This window comes from Mesobacillus maritimus (assembly GCF_023715205.1).
Taxonomy (GTDB): domain Bacteria; phylum Bacillota; class Bacilli; order Bacillales; family Cytobacillaceae; genus Mesobacillus_B; species Mesobacillus_B maritimus_C.
The window spans coordinates 182,819-199,855 of the sequence record NZ_JAMBNR010000003.1; the positions used below are offsets into that span (position 1 = coordinate 182,819).

Annotated in this window: 9 protein-coding genes and 1 pseudogene; 1 reads left to right on the top strand and 9 read right to left on the bottom strand. The window is 32.6% G+C overall.

Annotation, left to right across the window (positions count from 1 at the left end):
* Positions 1-16 precede the first annotated feature (16 nt).
* From tagH to galU, 8 genes and pseudogenes are all read right to left on the bottom strand, one after another.
* A pseudogene (gene tagH / locus M3182_RS05495) lies at positions 17-805 on the bottom strand (teichoic acids export ABC transporter ATP-binding subunit TagH); the annotation flags it as partial.
* 15 nt (positions 806-820) lie between these two features.
* Entirely contained in the window at positions 821-1,648 is an 828-nt protein-coding gene (locus M3182_RS05500) for an ABC transporter permease (RefSeq protein WP_251557320.1), read from the bottom strand.
* A gap of 229 nt (positions 1,649-1,877) precedes the next feature.
* Complete coding sequence (locus tag M3182_RS05505; RefSeq protein ID WP_251557321.1) at positions 1,878-2,855, bottom strand: hypothetical protein; 978 nt, start codon at positions 2,853-2,855, stop codon at positions 1,878-1,880.
* Between the two features lie 548 nt (positions 2,856-3,403).
* The gene (locus M3182_RS05510; RefSeq protein ID WP_251557322.1) at positions 3,404-4,927 is read right to left on the bottom strand and encodes a glycosyltransferase; all 1,524 of its coding nucleotides are present in this window, start codon (positions 4,925-4,927) and stop codon (positions 3,404-3,406) included.
* A 126-nt stretch (positions 4,928-5,053) separates the two neighbouring features.
* The gene (locus M3182_RS05515) at positions 5,054-7,717 is read right to left on the bottom strand and encodes a glycosyltransferase (protein WP_251557323.1); all 2,664 of its coding nucleotides are present in this window, start codon (positions 7,715-7,717) and stop codon (positions 5,054-5,056) included.
* Complete coding sequence (locus M3182_RS05520; protein WP_251557324.1) at positions 7,710-10,304, bottom strand: glycosyltransferase; 2,595 nt, start codon at positions 10,302-10,304, stop codon at positions 7,710-7,712. Before M3182_RS05520 ends, M3182_RS05515 begins: the two co-directional genes overlap by 8 nt.
* A 37-nt stretch (positions 10,305-10,341) precedes the next feature.
* A complete protein-coding gene (tagD, locus tag M3182_RS05525) occupies positions 10,342-10,737 on the bottom strand; it encodes a glycerol-3-phosphate cytidylyltransferase (RefSeq protein WP_251557325.1) in 396 nt (131 codons plus the stop codon).
* Positions 10,738-10,799: 62 nt separating this feature from the next.
* Positions 10,800-11,684, bottom strand: a complete 885-nt coding sequence (galU, locus tag M3182_RS05530; RefSeq protein WP_251557326.1) for a UTP--glucose-1-phosphate uridylyltransferase GalU — start codon at positions 11,682-11,684, stop codon at positions 10,800-10,802.
* Between the two features lie 421 nt (positions 11,685-12,105).
* On the opposite strand from galU, the gene M3182_RS05535 reads away from it, so the two are divergent.
* On the top strand, positions 12,106-13,023 hold the full coding sequence (locus M3182_RS05535) for an LCP family glycopolymer transferase (protein WP_251557327.1): 918 nt from the start codon (positions 12,106-12,108) through the stop codon (positions 13,021-13,023).
* A gap of 52 nt (positions 13,024-13,075) precedes the next feature.
* On the opposite strand, the gene M3182_RS05540 is transcribed toward M3182_RS05535, so the two are convergent.
* On the bottom strand, positions 13,076-16,456 hold the full coding sequence (locus M3182_RS05540) for a CDP-glycerol glycerophosphotransferase family protein (RefSeq protein ID WP_251557328.1): 3,381 nt from the start codon (positions 16,454-16,456) through the stop codon (positions 13,076-13,078).
* Positions 16,457-17,037: the final 581 nt, after the last annotated feature.

Consider the following 17,037-nt stretch of genomic DNA (forward strand, 5'->3'; position numbering starts at 1 on the left):
GGATTGCTTGATGTAGTTTTCCACTTTGCTTTTCAATGGCTGCATGCCGGAAACGTTGTTTTTCTTCAATCGACATTGCTTTATATTCTTTTAAGAACGCTTCATATTTCGGCATAACATCTTTAATGGATCCATAGTCTTTTACTTCCCCGTACTCCAACCATAGAGCCTTGTCACAAAATTTCTTCATTTGTCCTAAAGAATGACTAATAAAGAAGATCGTTTTTCCTCGTTCCTTAAACTCATGCATCTTATCTAAACTTTTCTCTGCAAACGTCTGATCTCCAACGGATAATGCTTCATCAATCACAAGGATGTCTGGATCTACCGTAACGGATATCGCAAAACCAAGCCGTGACCTCATTCCACTTGAATAAGATTTAACTGGTTGATCAATGAATTTTCCAATATCAGCGAACTCTATAATCTCAGGTTCAATTTTTTTAATTTCATCCTTGCTAAAGCCGAGCATCAGACATTTTAATTCAATGTTTTCACGGCCTGTTAATTCATTATTCAACCCTGCATTGACAGCAATCAAAGCGGTTCTTCCTTTAATTTCAACAGTTCCGGATGTTTGCGGGATAATCCCGGCAATGATGTTAGACAATGTCGATTTACCCGATCCATTCACACCAACGAAGCCTACAACATCACCTTGTTCCGCTTCAAAATCAACATTTTGCAGAGCATAGAAGTCTTCACCATAACTTTTCGGCAAAATGATATCAAGTAGCTTTTCCTTTGCGCTATGGTACATTTTATACTTTTTCGTCACGTTTTTTAAAACAACCGTTTTGGTCATTCACACCACATCCGATTATAAAAAGTCTACAAAGCGATCACGGAACTTTACATGCAGAACCGAACCAAATATCAACAGTACTATTGTTATTCCCCAGAAATACAAGGTGTATTCCCATTGCTCAACAGCATACCATGATGTACCAAGGATAGACGCTCGGTAGCCTTCAGCTAGATAAAAGACAGGATTTAATTTCATAATCGTTTGAATGGTCTCTGGTAAGTGATAAGGCGGCCATAGGAACGGTGATAAGTATATTAATACCCTGACAACAGCCTGTAATAACATTTGGAAATCTCGAATAATCGTCGAAATAGTAGATGTAATTAACGATAAAGCAACTAAAAAGACAACGGTAGCTGCGATAAAATAAACCAATTGTAAATAATAGATACTTATGGGAAAGCCTAGGAATTGAAAAATAATTAGAACCACCGTTAGCAACATTAAATGTTGATAAAGTTTTGCAAAAATGACAAATGTCGGTACAACACTCATTGGAAAGCTCATTTTTGAAATCATTTTAATCCGTGAATAAATGGATTTAGATCCTTGTGTAATAGATTGATTAATGAAAAACCAGACAATGATTCCTGATAACATCCAGGGGAAATACGGAATCATCTCTCCGTTTAGCTCAACATCCGCTCTACCAGCCGATTGGAATATTCCATATCCAAACACAAACCAGTAGATGGCGATTTGAATCATGGGATTAATAATTTCCCACAGTATACCCAGGTAGGTGTTACTATTTGCACTTTTCATTTCATACGCAGACAAGCGTCTGACTAAATAAAAACTTTGAATTTGTTCTTTTAAAACGGATATTACTGTGCGCATGGGTTAGTCCTTTCTAGTAATAAGTTAAATTGCAATTTAAGAGGTCCTTAGACAATGAAAAGTTTCTTAGACAAACACTAATTATAACAAATATTGTCCTTTGACAGTTATAGGGGATACCTATAATAAATTATTAAATCAAACCTAACATTCAAATTTGAACTAAAATTCTCTTACGTTTTCTATACTTATATTTATTAGCAATCCCTACCCTATTCAAGAGGAAATTTTAAAAAGGGTATTTCCTGATAACCCTCTCCCCTTCTAAATCACTAGATAAAACAATTATAGTAGTTTGAGCGTTAATAATCTGAACCAAAGCTGGGCTAATTTTCCCTTTGTTCTTAAACATAAATATACCTTCATTTTCATATTCGTAATCTTCTTCATTGATTATTAAAGAAGGATAGGATTTGTTTATCATTTTAGCATAGCTTTTTCTCTCAAAGTAATAAATATTCTCTAATTGTCCTTGCATATTAATTACACTAATTGCAGGACTACCATTCTTAGATCCGTGTGATAAAATAATTTTATTTTTATCCATTGTAATACCTTGGGGTTTCTCAAAAAATAACTTCTCCCTATCTGTTTGGACTGTATGCACTAACTTTGGTGTTCCTCCAACAACACTATCAAAATTATAAATATAAAAAGTATCTAAATTTGAATTACTTGTAATTATAAATTGTTTATAATAATCAAAGCCAATTTTGTACTGCCCAGATAAATTAAAACTGCGTTCCACCTTATTACGGGTATAATTATAAATTGAGATACTATCTGCTGGTACTTGCCTTACTAAGAAACATAATTCTCCCTCACTATTTAGAAACCATGGTAGACCTTCTGCATATGAATTTGATTTTATTGAAACATGATTTGAGTCTTTTATTAGACCTGTAGTTAAATCCCTTATTTCAATAGTTAAAACAGTCCCACCATTAGACTGCCTAGCAATATAAATTTCATTTGCGTTTTGATTAACAGAAGCACCTTGTATCCAAGTATTATTATCCTCACGTACAGGGAACTTGAGGATAGCTTTTTGAAAATCTAAAAACCTGTGGTTTTCGTAAGTAAGTACCGATGTGGCTATAGTATCAATTTTTCGTGGTTTCACTTCGCTTTGTTTTAATGATGTAAGTGTTATACACATCATTAGAATATTAATTAGAGTTAAAGATATAAACACATTACTTTTCAAAGAATCACCTCTACAATTGATAGCTAGGCAAAGGCAAATTAAGCAGTTATTTCATTCACCCTCCTTGTTATTAGTGGACTAATATAAAATCTCGGTTTTTATAGATCCATTAACTTACTTTTATAAGATTTGATGTTTGCGTTTTTTTCTGTTTCACTAGTTGTATATGCCTTACAAATATAATAAAGCCCTCATAAAATCTGAAGGTACCTAAAAACTAAAAGGAAACCAACTGGGTAAATTTTTTGGTTTCCTTGTTAGATTATATTAAGTATCAGCTTGACCTTTGTGCCTTGCTAAGGCCCACTCAAATTAGAAACTGAAGCCCAAATCATTAGAGGCACGTGAACGACGTTTAGAGTATTCAATAATAGTATTTAAGCCTTTTTTCATAGTACTTATAAAAGTCCTCAACAGACCCTCCAATTAAGTTAGCTATTTATAAAAAAAGTCATTTAGCCTTATTGGGTAATAAGTAAATTATTAAGGCAAAAAGGAATAAATCAATACCATTTACTAAAAGGAGGCATATCCCATAAGGATGTTTATCAATTTTTCCTAGCTAAATTAAATAAACTCAACCACTTTTCCTTGTATATATCATTACTAAATCTAGAAATCCCCTGCCTTGCATTTTCTGATAACTCTTTTCTTAGTTCAGAGTTTTCCATAATATTAATTATGTTCCTCGCTAAACTTTTACGGTCTCCAATATCAACCAAATAACCATCTATACCATGCCTTACGATATCCTCAGGTCCATATTTAGTCCTATAAGTAACTATTGGAGTTCCTGCTGCTAAGCTTTCTAATAAAACTAATCCAAATCCTTCGTATTTAGATGTTAAAATAGAGCAAGCAGCCTCTTGATACTTTTTAACTGGATTTACAGAGAAGTCCTCCAAAAAAACGTTATTTTGTAATTTCAAGTCATTAATTAGTTGCTGAAGCTTCCCTTTTAATTCTCCATATCCATAAATAGAATATGTTGCATCTGGTAACTGGTCAACAACAATCCTAAATGCATTTATTGCTTCATGAAGTGACTTTTGATGAGCATACCTTGCCATTGTAACTGCATGATGTTGTTTTACTTCACCGTTATATGTACTTACGGGATTCGCAACATGTGAAATAACCTCAAATTTACTCTCATTTCCAAAGTCCTCTACTATATCCTTTTTTTGTTCTTTCGTAAGAACAATAACCTTATCAAACGTTTCTATATTATTGAACAAAGGTGAACAGGAAGGATCTACTTTTGAACCTTTCACATGAGGAAATGCAAAATGATTATTATGAAGGATAAAGAATTTTTTCAAATTGTTTCCTTTTAACTTTGTAAATATATTTACGTGTTCTCGTTTCTCACACATCAGAATCGGGTTGTTAAATTCCGAAACTTTTTTATTAATCCAATAAATGAGTAAATCGTCCAAACTACCAAACTCTATAGGGGTAGGACTATGCAAATAAAATCGTTCATCTTGTCCTGTGTCAACATTAACAGTTACTGTCATATAGCATGTACCATCTTTACTTAAATAACGATCTAATTTGGGCTTATTCTTGTTTTTATCCATATATCTTACTTTCACAAGATTACCAAATTCATCATAAATTTCCTGTGCTTTTCTCTGCCAGTTTTCACTAAAAAGATCTACTGAGATAATCTTTCCTTTACCATCAAATCTTTTGTACTTTTCATAAAATCCATTCTTGAAATATCTAAAGGAGTTCCCCGTTGCATTTTTATCTTTATACTTTACATAGCCATTTTCATTTATGTGTTTTTCGTTTGGTATTATATAGTCCGAGCAATTTGGTATATATTTTTTGGGGTCTAAATCTGTAAATAAATTATAGGCCTTAACGTTTCTTTCTAAGCGTCCTCTTTTGTATTGCTCTTCCATTACCTCTTGTAAATTCCTATGAAAATTTATCGTTAAAATCGGAACCTGATTTATATATTTTGATAATAAATTCGCCCTTGTAAAAGCAGCACTAGTCAGACCTCCGTTTTGTATCCCAACAGATCCTAATAAAAATACAGGAGTTGATATTTCAACCATAATTACCTCCATCTATTTATACTTTACACCATTTTTTTGAAAATTAGAAAAAAACAGACCTTCCTTTAAGGAAGGAATCTGTTATTATAGCTTCAACCCAAAAATATTACCCAAATAAGTGCTAGTTTATTCCACCAGATATTGGTAGAACATATCCATTGCCTCTTCATTATACTTTTTATAATCAAAAGTCTTATATTTTGTTTTTTGATACATTACTTTTTCCATACCAGAAACGAGCCCCTTAATGCTATTATCTACTATTTCTCCATATCCATTTTCAAGAACACTTCTATTACCAGGGATATTTGTTGCTATTATTGGTTTATTTAAAATTAAACACTCTAATAAAACCATAGGTTGTCCTTCATGGTTTGAAGGTAATACAAAACAATCACAATCCTGAATTAAGGGGAATGGATTATCCAATTGCCCAACTAAATGGATTTTGTCTTGTAGCCCATATGAATTAATTAATGATGTTAAATCAGTTTTCAATTCACCAGTCCCAATAATGTAAAGCTCAATATCCCTATTAAAAGTATACAACTCAGCAAATGCATTAATTAGCTTTTGTTGGTCCTTTTCAGGAGACATCCGCCCCATAGTAACAAAGTTAAACACATCCTTATTTGGTACTAGTTGTCCTTGTATATTGATAATATCGTTATTTATTGTGTTACCTCTCAAATAGTATTCCCTATTTCCTATTACTACTGTTTCTCTATTTGAAAGTGCATCCAATACATATTTATAATTTATGGAATTATGGACATAGACCATTTTCTTGTCACTATTAGAAACTAGGTGTTTTAATTCCCTTTTATTTTTATCTCTTGTATGTTCAGCAACAGAAACGATATAGTCAAAGTAATTATATAAAGGGAAAATTACATTTAAATTTTCTTTGTGCTTATATTTTCCATCGACAACCTTTTCGTATTCTTCCATCATTTCATTATGCTGAAAAATTAACTTCTTACTATCAGTATTGGTTGCAAAAAGCATTGTCCAGAACTTTACATATCCACTAAAATCAATGACAATGTCGATCTTAGAGTTACCAAACATGCGTTTAAATTCTCGCTGGTACATTTTTATAACTTCATCATCTAGATAATTCTTGGGACCTTTTCTATAAAATTGTTCTGCACCATATTTAAACAAGTAGTTTTGCTTATCCACTTCGCTTAACAAAACATTCATTGAACCCACACGATAGTATTTCTTAACGTTTTCATTTAACTTATTAAAGTTCTTAGCACTTTCTTCATCAAAATTAGCTTTATCCGCAATCATAACATTATACTTTTCATAATTAATGTTATTCATTAGGTTCAAAGCAGATGTAGTAACCCCATTATTTAAGAAGCCACCACAATAAAATAAAATGTTCGTTTTATTATCTGTAATTTGATAAGTATATTTATCATCCTTCTTAAAAAGCATATCAATAACGCGTTGAGTACTATTGCCATCCTCAAGTTTTGCAAACTTATTTATGCTAGCTTCTAATTTTTCTTTATATTTTTCTTGATAATCATCAGATAAGGAGATCTCTTCAATGACTTCAGAAATACTTCTACAAATTGGACCCGGCATATCCTTTAAATCAAGATAAAAACCACGTTCATTTTGATACTTTATTTGGTCATAAGCATAATATATAATTGGTCTTTTCGTAATTAAGAAATCAAAGAATAAGCTAGAATAATCTGTGATTAAAATATCCACATTGCTTAATAATTCATTCGTATCAATACTTTCTGGTACCATATTAAATCCTAGATTTTTATCCTTAACATACTTTTGCATTAAAGAATGGACCTTAAGTAAGATAGTGTATTTATTACCAATCGTTTCTTGTAATAAAGTCATATCCTCAACTAACTTATTTATCTCTCCAGAAACGTTTCCTACCTCACCTCTCCATGTTGGTGCGTATAGAATAACTTTCTCACTCGATTTAATTCCTAATTGTTCTCTAACTTTATTATTATTCTCTAGAACTAAATCAACTCTGGGATAACCTATTTCAGCAATCTTTCCTTTATAAATTCCCCTTAAGTCATGGGAATCAATAATTTTATCAGCAGTGAAGCTATTGGGATTAATAATATAATCTGTCTGAAGAAAATTCCTCATCAAGTTCTTGTGTTGACCCAAACTTCCATTCATATGTTTACCTAAAGTTTTTAAAGGTGTTCCATGCCAGGTATTTAAGTAAATTTGTCCTTCTTTTTTTATATAATATGGGGGGAAGGATGTATTGTTTATTAAGTATTTACTACTTGCCAAATACCTTAAATATTCATCACTGTGTACCTTTACGAATTCAACATTTGGTAACTCAGCATACTCGCTAGGACAATTGTCAATATCGTTCAAAGCCCAAATATGATGGAACGCACTGTATTCAGGATCATTTACCATCTTCTTAAATATCGCATAAGGATTACAACTCATATTTTTCCCATGAAAACTTTCATATAAGATAGTGTTCTCCTTAATTTCCAAGGCCTCGAAGTAGTTTGTATAATCGACTTCACGTCTAAAAGTAGCATTTTTCTTATATTTGTCTATAGTATTTGTACTAATTTCTCTATTCCTATCAAGAATCATATTTTTCTTTTCAATAAGTTCTGTTTCAATCAGTAAATTTACTTTGCTTTTCCTCTTTTTTGTTGCCTTTGCTTTAGGTTCGTGATTTGATACCGTGATTTGGTAACCAGTTAGTTTTTCGACAATTTTTTTTGCTTTCCTTAGAGGTATTATCATTTTCTTATTCAATTACTATTTCCCCTCGATACATTTTATTTTTTGCTAAATGATTAATTTGATTTTTATCATAGTCCTGATTTTTGGACATCTCTATGTTACAAACATTTTCATAAAACATGTTTAATGCTTCATTATTATATTTTACAAAATCAAATTTTTTACTAGCTATTTTCCCAGATGCAAATTTTTCCATACCCTTAATTAACCCATCCTCACTATTAATTACTAACTCTCCATAACCATTTTCTAGGATACTCCGAGAGCCAGGTATATCAGTAGCAATAATAGGCAAATCAATTATTAATGCTTCCAAAATAATCATTGGTTGTCCTTCATGATTAGAGGGTAAGATTAAACAATCACACATCTTTAATAAGTAAAAAGGATTGGTAAGATGACCTGTAAAAATCACCTTATTGTCTATTTCTAAATTAACAGCAAGTTCCTTCAAACTAGCTTCTAATGGACCATCGCCTATAATGTACAGCCTTGCATTTTTATGTGAGGAAACAAATTTTGAAAATGCCTTTAATAATTTTTGATGATCCTTTTCAGGAGATAGTCTACCAACACTCGCAAAGTTTAAATTTTCTTGATTTGGTAATTTAATACCTTCAGTTGATTTATCTAGGAAAAACTCGTCCCTATTAAAGGTATCTAATTCAGAAGGGTCATTTACCTGCTCCAAAACCTTAATATAGTCAATAGTATTATTACTATATACCGCCTTTTCACGAGGTATAAAATCCTTAAGGTTATGCAAGTTTATATCCCGAGTATGTTTAGACACTGATACAATAGAGTCAAAGTATTGATATAACGGAAAAATCAGGTTCATTTTTGATTTATGCTTATACTTATTATTTACTCTCTTAATGCTTTCAGCCTTCATATCATTATGCATATAGATACTCTTGTGTTTAAACTTACCGAAAGCAAAAAGTAAAGTCCAAAATGGTACATATCCACTAAAGTCAATAACGATGTCAAATCGCACATCTCCAAATAATCTGGATATCTCACGTTGATAAAGCTTGACAGGGATATAATTATGCAGTTTTTTATTCACTAAACCTTTTTTAGTGATATATCTATGCATGTAAAACTCACTTATAGTCACATTCATTATTCCTACTCTGAAAATCTGTTTTACATTATTATTTAATCTTTTAAAGTTCCTGCCTGTTATCTGATTAAATTCCCCTTTATCGACAACTACAATATTATACCTTGAATAATCCAGGTTATTTAAAAGGTTAATTGCTGATGTTGTTATTCCATTATTTAAAAAACCACCACAGTAGAATAAAATATTTTTCTTTGCATTTTTAACCTTATATACATTCTTGGTAGGATTTGAATTAAAAATAATGTCAATAATACGATCTGTTGAAAATCCGTCATTTAGAACACAGTATTCCTCTAACAAACGAGAATAATTATTACAATAGAGCCCCTTGTTTATATCAATAACTTTAATAGCATTAATCAACTCTTCTGTATTACTGCAAATAGGTCCAGGCATTTTCTCTTCTTTTACAAATAAACTTTGCCCGATATGAGAAATTTGTTTATTATTCATATAAAATATAATCGGCTTTTTAGTTACTAAAAAGTCAATAACTATACTTGAATAGTCACTGACTAGTATATCAACAGCTGATAATAACTCATTGGTTTCAATCCAGTTTGGAACACATATTTCTTTCAAATACTGATCATTTACTATAGTTTTATATAAACTATAGTGCACCTTCAAAAGAATTTGATATTCATCTGGAATTTTTCTTACTATCTCATTTATTCGGTGGAGGATTTTCCTCTCGTTATCTTCTGAATCGTTATCTTGAAGCTTCCAAGTAGGAGCAAATAATATAACTTTTTTATTATTAAATTCTTGCTTTAGCCTTGTACCGAAGCCGTTCATTAGCATTTCCCGGTCTGGATTTAACGTTAGATCACTCCTAAGGGAACCCTCTACAACTATATTTCCATTATATAAGCCGTCTAAATCATGCGATTTAATAATTTTATCGGCTGAATATTTATTTGGAGCCAAAATAAAATTAGAATGAATTAAATTTCTTTGTATGTTTTTATGGTGACCGATTTCTCCCTTTCCGTATTTACCTATTTTATTTACTTGCGTCCCATGCCAAGTATTTACATAAATCTGTCCCTCTTTTTTTTGGAAATAAGAAGGGAAACCATAATTATTTATCAGGTATCTTGCAGATGAAAGATACTTTAAGTATTTAGTGTCATGTACTTCAACAAACTCCACATTTTTTAATTCTTTATATAAGTTAGTGTAGTAGGATACAGCTGAATCAGAGTTTAATGCCCATATATGTTTATAGTTATTAAAACGGGGATCATTAATAATTTTCTTGAAAATTGCATAGGGACTATCAGTCATAGAATTGCCATAAGATGATTCGTATAGAATTACGTTATCTTCTATTGAAAGTTTCTCATAATACCTCGTGAATCTAACTGCCCTTTTAAAATTCACATCTTTTTTTATCTTTAGAAAAGGCAACAAAAGAAGTTGTAATGCTGTTATAACCTTCTGAAGTAGTTTAATGATCCCCATATTAATTCACACCCTTGTTATAGCATACCTGGAATAGTTATTTAACTGCAGCAAGCAATTCTTTCTTTATTTGAGTAGTAGATATCCCCTCTGTTCTAGGTAGATAAATCACTTCACAATAATCCTTTAGAAAATCAAACTTTCCTTTCCAATCATCCCCCATAACAAAAATATCAACTTCATGTTTATTTACATCCTGTACTTTTTGTTCCCAAGTATTTTCAGGAATGACCTCATCAACATATCGAATTGATTCGAGAATAAGCTTTCGATTCTCATAACTATGATAAGATTTTTTATCTTTTAACTTATTAAATTCATCAGTTGAGATTGCAACAATTAAATAATCCCCAAGATTTTTAGCTCTTTTCAAGAGATTAATATGCCCCCAGTGTAGTAAATCAAACGTCCCATAAGTTAAAACTTTTCTCATTTTGTAGTCTCCTTTATAATCGAATCCTAAGGTATTCCCAATATACATTAGGTTTTAGGAACCTAATTGTGTATAGTTTCTTTTTTAAACAATCCTTCCAACACTTTAAGGACATCATCACGTAATTCCTCGTGCTGCAAAGCAAATTCAATTGTAGTTTTAATAAATCCCAGTTTTTCCCCTACATCATATCTTTGGCCGGCAAAATCATACGCAAATACACGCTGAGATTGGTTTAACCTTTGAATAGCATCGGTTAACTGTATTTCTCCTCCAGCCCCTGTTTCTTGATCTTCAAGAAATCCAAAGATTTCAGGGGTTAAAACATAACGACCCATAATAGCTAAATTAGATGGCGCTTTACCGTGTTCCGGTTTTTCAACGAAGTTGTTTACTTGATATCTTCTTCCCTCAACACTAGAAGGATCGATTATACCATATCTATGTGTTTCATTATCAGGAACCTGTTGCACTCCAATGATGGAGGATCCTGTTTCTTCATATTGGTTAACAAGCTGTTGCACACATGGTATATCACTTTGAACGATATCATCACCTAAAAGTACTGCAAAAGGCTCATTACCAATAAAATTCCGTGCACTCCACACAGCATGCCCAAGTCCCTTTGGCTCTTTTTGCCTAATATAGTGGATATTAGCAAGGCTCGAAGAATAACGCACCTTATCTAAAAGATCTAGCTTACCTTTTTCTAATAAGTTTTGTTCTAACTCTGGTGCATTATCAAAATGGTCTTCAATTGCTCGTTTTCCTTTTCCAGTTACAATAATGATGTCTTCTATTCCGGAAGCAACTGCTTCTTCGATAATATATTGAATAGTAGGTTTATCTACAATTGGTAACATTTCTTTTGGCATTGCTTTCGTTGCTGGTAAAAATCTAGTTCCTAATCCTGCTGCTGGAATAATCGCTTTTCTTACTTTTTTCAAATTGATTCCCCCTGTAAGTAAGTTTAACTTTTGATTATCTAATTAATATCTTATAAAAAGATGATAATTTGAATGTAATTAATAAATTCGCATAGATAATTTAACATTGTAACATAATTTGTCAATTATTGTTCGTTTTTGTCACGTAATTGTAATCTCACAACAACGTTTTTCATACTATCATATATAAATTAGCTTCGAAATACCTTTTTTCTGGAAATAGATATTTCCATTTATATATAAGGAAGATGGAATTGATTGCTCTTTTCAACAGTTGAAAAAAAATGAGAAACCTCCTATTATATAGGCTTTCCTAAATGTCATGACAGTTATTAATTCCTATTTTTTCTATATTCAATTCCCCTATTTTCTGGTATTCTAAATCGTGAACGCAAAATTTGTAAAACGATGGAGGATAAGAATGAGAGCTAAACAAAAAAAGAAAAGAAAATGGCTCCGCGTTACTGGCATCATCTTTCTACTATTATTAATATCATTAGGAGCATACCTCTTTACCGTATATAGATCTTTAACTACTGCTGTCGATACGATGCACGAACCAGTTCAACGTGCACGGGAACCAAAGCCGGTTACTTTTGAAAAGAAAGAACCTTTTGCTGTTTTAATGCTTGGAGTTGATGAACGTGAAGGTGATAAAGGACGTTCTGATACAATTATTGCATTAGCCGTGAACCCTGAGAAAAACTCTATTAAGATGCTTAGTATTCCCCGTGATACTCGTACTGAAATTGTTGGTCGCGGTACACAGGACAAAATCAACCATGCTTATGCGTTTGGTGGCGTCGAAATGTCAATGGATACAGTTGAAAACTTCCTTGATATTCCAATTGAATATTATATTAAAGTCAATATGGAAGGTTTTCAGGAAATTGTGGATTCAGTTGGAGGAATTACTGTTAATAATGAATTTGCCTTCTCACAGGACCATTATCAATTTGCTGAAGGAACCCTTAACTTAAATGGTGAGGAAGCACTTGCCTATGTTCGAATGAGAAAGCAGGATCCTACCGGGGATTTTGGTCGCCAAAAACGCCAGCGCCAAGTTATTCAAGGTGTTATCAGTAAAGGTGCTAGCCTGAATTCCTTAACGAATTTTGGTAACATCTTCACTGCACTAGGAAACAATGTTAAGACCAATATCACGTTTGATGAAATGGTCGATATTCAAGGCAATTATCGGAGTGCAGCAGGTAATATTGAGCAAATGAAACTTGATGTGACTGGCTCGTATATTGGCGGAGTTTCCTACCAACTTGTTTCTGCCGAAGAACAGCAACGTGTTCAGAATGAATTGAGGGAGCACTTAGAAATAAATTAATAACAGGTAAGGGCAGGAATATTTTCCTGCCCTTTTTCTTATACTAAGCATGTCATACTAATACTTGATAAAAAGTCTCCATGGCTTCAGAGTTATATTGCTGATAATCAAATGGTTCACCTATTGAATTTTCATTATTTTGTATAATATTTTGCATTCCCTTCTCAAGCCCATTAATACTGTTTTCAACTAGTAAGCCATACTTTCCATCCTCCAAGACTGTTCGATTAGCAACGATGTCAGTCGCTACAATTTTCATTCCTAATGTCATGGCCTCTAATAACACCATTGGCTGTCCTTCATAATGTGAGGAAAGAACAAAACAGTCACATTTTTTTAGAAACCCAAACGGCTTTTCTACCTGCCCCATAAGATACACAGCATCCTGCAATTCCAATTTATTGATTAAGGTTTGAAGTTTTTCTCTCAACGGACCCTGTCCTAATATGAACAATTTACTATTAGGGGTTCTTTTATGAAAGTTTGCAAATGCATGAATTAAATTATCTTGACCTTTTTCTGGAGATAATCTGCCCATATTTACAAAGTTAATATCCTTATCATTTGGTTCTACAAGAACTTTTTCGTTTACATTCGAAACAACATTTTCAATCTCAACTTTTTCAGATGCCTCTATCAAGGTGAAGGCTTTTGAATCCAACCACCCAATTTTTTTATTATCAATACTAAATTGATAGTACACTCCTTCTCTGGTCTCATGACTTGTTAGGAGCTTCACCACTTGATTTGTATATTGCATAGCATCTGAAATTTTTCTACCACCGAAATTTGGATACGCCTTTGTCCAAACATCGTAACTTTCCGGAAAATCAATTCTTGCCCACTTTTCCTCATAAAAGTTTTCTTCTTTTAATGTACGGTCCTCCAAACGCTGAAGGAATGGTTGATTTAGTCGACTAAACTTAGAAAGAATTGCCTTTCTCTTACCATTTCGAATCCCCCGCTCTATCAGGCTTATGTGTTCATCAATTGTACAGTTTTCTAAAAACTGTAGCGCTGACTGATCGATCCAACCAATAATAGTATCCATAATAGAAATCCGGTGATAAGTCCCATGCAAAGTCTCTGCTTCCTTATCCACAGTAAATAACATATTTTTATAAGGATAGCTACCTGACACCTTGTGGATATCTGCAACATTATATGGCTGAGACCAAATATGATTCCGATTAGGTTTTACAAGCCTTGCTATTTTATTGATATTTTTTTCAGAGATAATGGTATCTGGAACTAGTTCTATTGCTTCTTCATGTATCCAACCGATTACTTGATTTTGATGAGTAAACTTATAATAAACGCTATCCTCCGTTACTAATTTCTTGGTAACGACAATTTCTGCTTGTTCAAGTTCTGGTATTGGACGCACCGGATGAGCTTGTGGATGGCCTGGTGGAAAGCTTAAGACGGCATGTTGGTTTATTGTCTTCAGGATTGCTCTCGCTTTAATATTTTCTACTTTATGATTAGTGCTATCTAATTCCTCCATAAGCTCTATCGGATCTTCAAGTATTTTGCTAGGATCAATTGAATTCATAACATAATCAAACTTATTGAAATCGGCATATTCTATTAAATTTGACCGATTTAATTCCATCGTTCCCTTCGAAACACTCACAAGTTTATCAAAGCGATGGTATACGGAAAATAGTCCTCTTAAGTTTATTCGGTGTGGTCTTTTCCCATTAACCTTTCGTTCACTATCAGATAGCAAATCATTGTGCATATAACAAATCTTCTTTTTAGCATCTGCAGCTAAGAGAAACTTCGCCCAATACAGACTATAACCACTAAAATCAATCACATAATCAAACTTGCTGTTTCCAAACAAACGTGCATGTTCACGGACATAGGCTGCTTCTGGATAAAGCTTTTTTCCTAAGTCCCCGTGTTCTCCCCGATTGTGTATAAATTTATCTTGATAAACCTCCCTTAATTTATAGACAGGTAAACCTGGTTTAAAAAGGAATCGAACATTTGGATGAACCTTTGCCAAATTTTTCAGTACTTCTTTGTCCTTTGGCGTTGCAGTAAAACAGCTCACATCATATTGATTAAAATCGATATTATTCATTAAATTAATGAAAGAAGAGGTAATCCCGTTATCTCTCATCCCACCAGGGTATATTAGAATTTTCTTTTTCTCTAAAGCTAATCCCTTTATGCAGTTCAATTCTTTATTTGATAACTTAAATATATAATGAACCATTCTTTCCGTTACATTTCCATCCTCATACAAGGTGAAATTCTTTTTCATTTTTTGATACCGCTCACGATACCGTTTTTGAATCGTTTCTATGTCCAACACTGCATCCGCTAATTCCATTGCGTTATATAGTTGTGGGCCTGGAAGGTCTTCATTACTTAAATATTGTCCTCGTTCTTCTGCATATTCATCTGCATCCCATGTATAAAAAAGAATTGGCTTGTCGGTTACAAGAAAATCGAAAAAAATACTAGAGTAATCTGAAATCAAAATATCTACAGTCGAAAGTAATTCATTGGGATCAACAAAATCAGGAACTAATTTTCCTTGCAACTCCTCATAAGTTTTCGCTGTCTTATATAGAAAGGGATGAACCTTAACTAGGATACTATATTGACTTCCCACTTTCTGATCAAGGTACTGAAGATCTGCAATGATTTGGAGCAAATCGTTATTTGCTTTAGATACATTGGTCCCTTTCCATGTTGGGGCATAAAGAATGACCTTTTTACTCTCTTCTATATTTAAGCCTAGTTTTTTTAAATCCTGTTTAAACCGGTTTGCATCTGTATTTAATGTTAAGTCTATTCTAGGGTAGCCTTCTTCAATGATTGTTCCATCATAAAGTCCTTTTAACTTATAACTGTCAGTAAACATCTTTGTCGTATGTGGGTTAGGGCTTAATAAGTAGGTGGTACTAAGGAAGTTTCGTAATACATTTTGTGATTGTGAAGGATTTCCTGGTATTTCAAACCCCATTTTTTTTAGAGGGGTCCCGTGCCATGTATTAATGTATATTTGTCCTTTCCTAGGAGTGTAAAATGACTGGAAGGTTGAATTATTAATGAGGTATTCACATGTTGCTAGTGATTGAAGGTACTCTTTTGAATTTCGTTTCACAAACTGAACATTATGATAACCATTGTATTTTGATATCACACTTGAAAGAGAATTGAAATCAGCAATCGACCAAATATGAATATAATCCTTGAAGTCAGGATGCTCCAACATATAACGGAACATCGCATAGGGGCTATCGGTCATGCTATTTCCATCTCGACTTTCATACAAAATGGTTTTCTTGTTAAGTGGTAAATTTTCATAGAAGGCGGCATAATGGTTTACTCGTTTATGATTTTCTTTTGTTACATAATTTTTGATTGGTTGGACAATAAAGTCTTTTCTTCTTTTTAATCTTTTCATATTCATTTGTTCTGCATCCTTTATTAATAGAATGGGTTGATTAACAAGTTCACGGCATCCTAATCTCAGATGCTACTATTCATCTGCCGCTTTGTCCTTGTTTGTTAGATGATATCTAAATGCTTAATACTTTGGTACTTTTATAGCATCATTTTACTTCAACTCAATAAATCTGTATATAAAGTCTGGATATTATTTCTATAAATACCCGCCTTTTTTACTGTAAATTCAAAAAGGTGACAAATCCCCTTTTATGGAGTTTGCCACCTTTTTACTATTAATAAGAAATCGCCCTCTTAGCTTGATTTCCCCAAATTTTATTAAATTGACTTTTTGACATTTTAACATTCTTTTCTCCAGTCCAGGACATTAAAGTAATAGTTGATATGGTCATATCCGGTTAGAACAAGTGCTTTCATGTAATTTTCAACACAAATTCGATTACAAATGATTTCATCATAGTTTGCACTATGAAATTATACTAAAAAACCGTATTTAATAAAGTTTTGATCCTGTCGATTTCTTGCACCTCCCACTATACATAAGCATAAAATAGCCAAAAAAGGTTAAGTTGAGAGGAGTGTGGG

Coding starts and splice junctions, on each gene's coding strand:
- M3182_RS05535 (WP_251557327.1), top strand. CDS start 12,106: ATGAGAGCTAAACAAAAAAAGAAAAGAAAATGGCTCCGCGTTACTGGC.
- M3182_RS05520 (WP_251557324.1), bottom strand. CDS start 10,304: ATGGGGATCATTAAACTACTTCAGAAGGTTATAACAGCATTACAACTT.
- tagD (WP_251557325.1), bottom strand. CDS start 10,737: ATGAGAAAAGTTTTAACTTATGGGACGTTTGATTTACTACACTGGGGG.
- M3182_RS05500 (WP_251557320.1), bottom strand. CDS start 1,648: ATGCGCACAGTAATATCCGTTTTAAAAGAACAAATTCAAAGTTTTTAT.
- M3182_RS05510 (WP_251557322.1), bottom strand. CDS start 4,927: ATGGTTGAAATATCAACTCCTGTATTTTTATTAGGATCTGTTGGGATA.
- M3182_RS05540 (WP_251557328.1), bottom strand. CDS start 16,456: ATGAATATGAAAAGATTAAAAAGAAGAAAAGACTTTATTGTCCAACCA.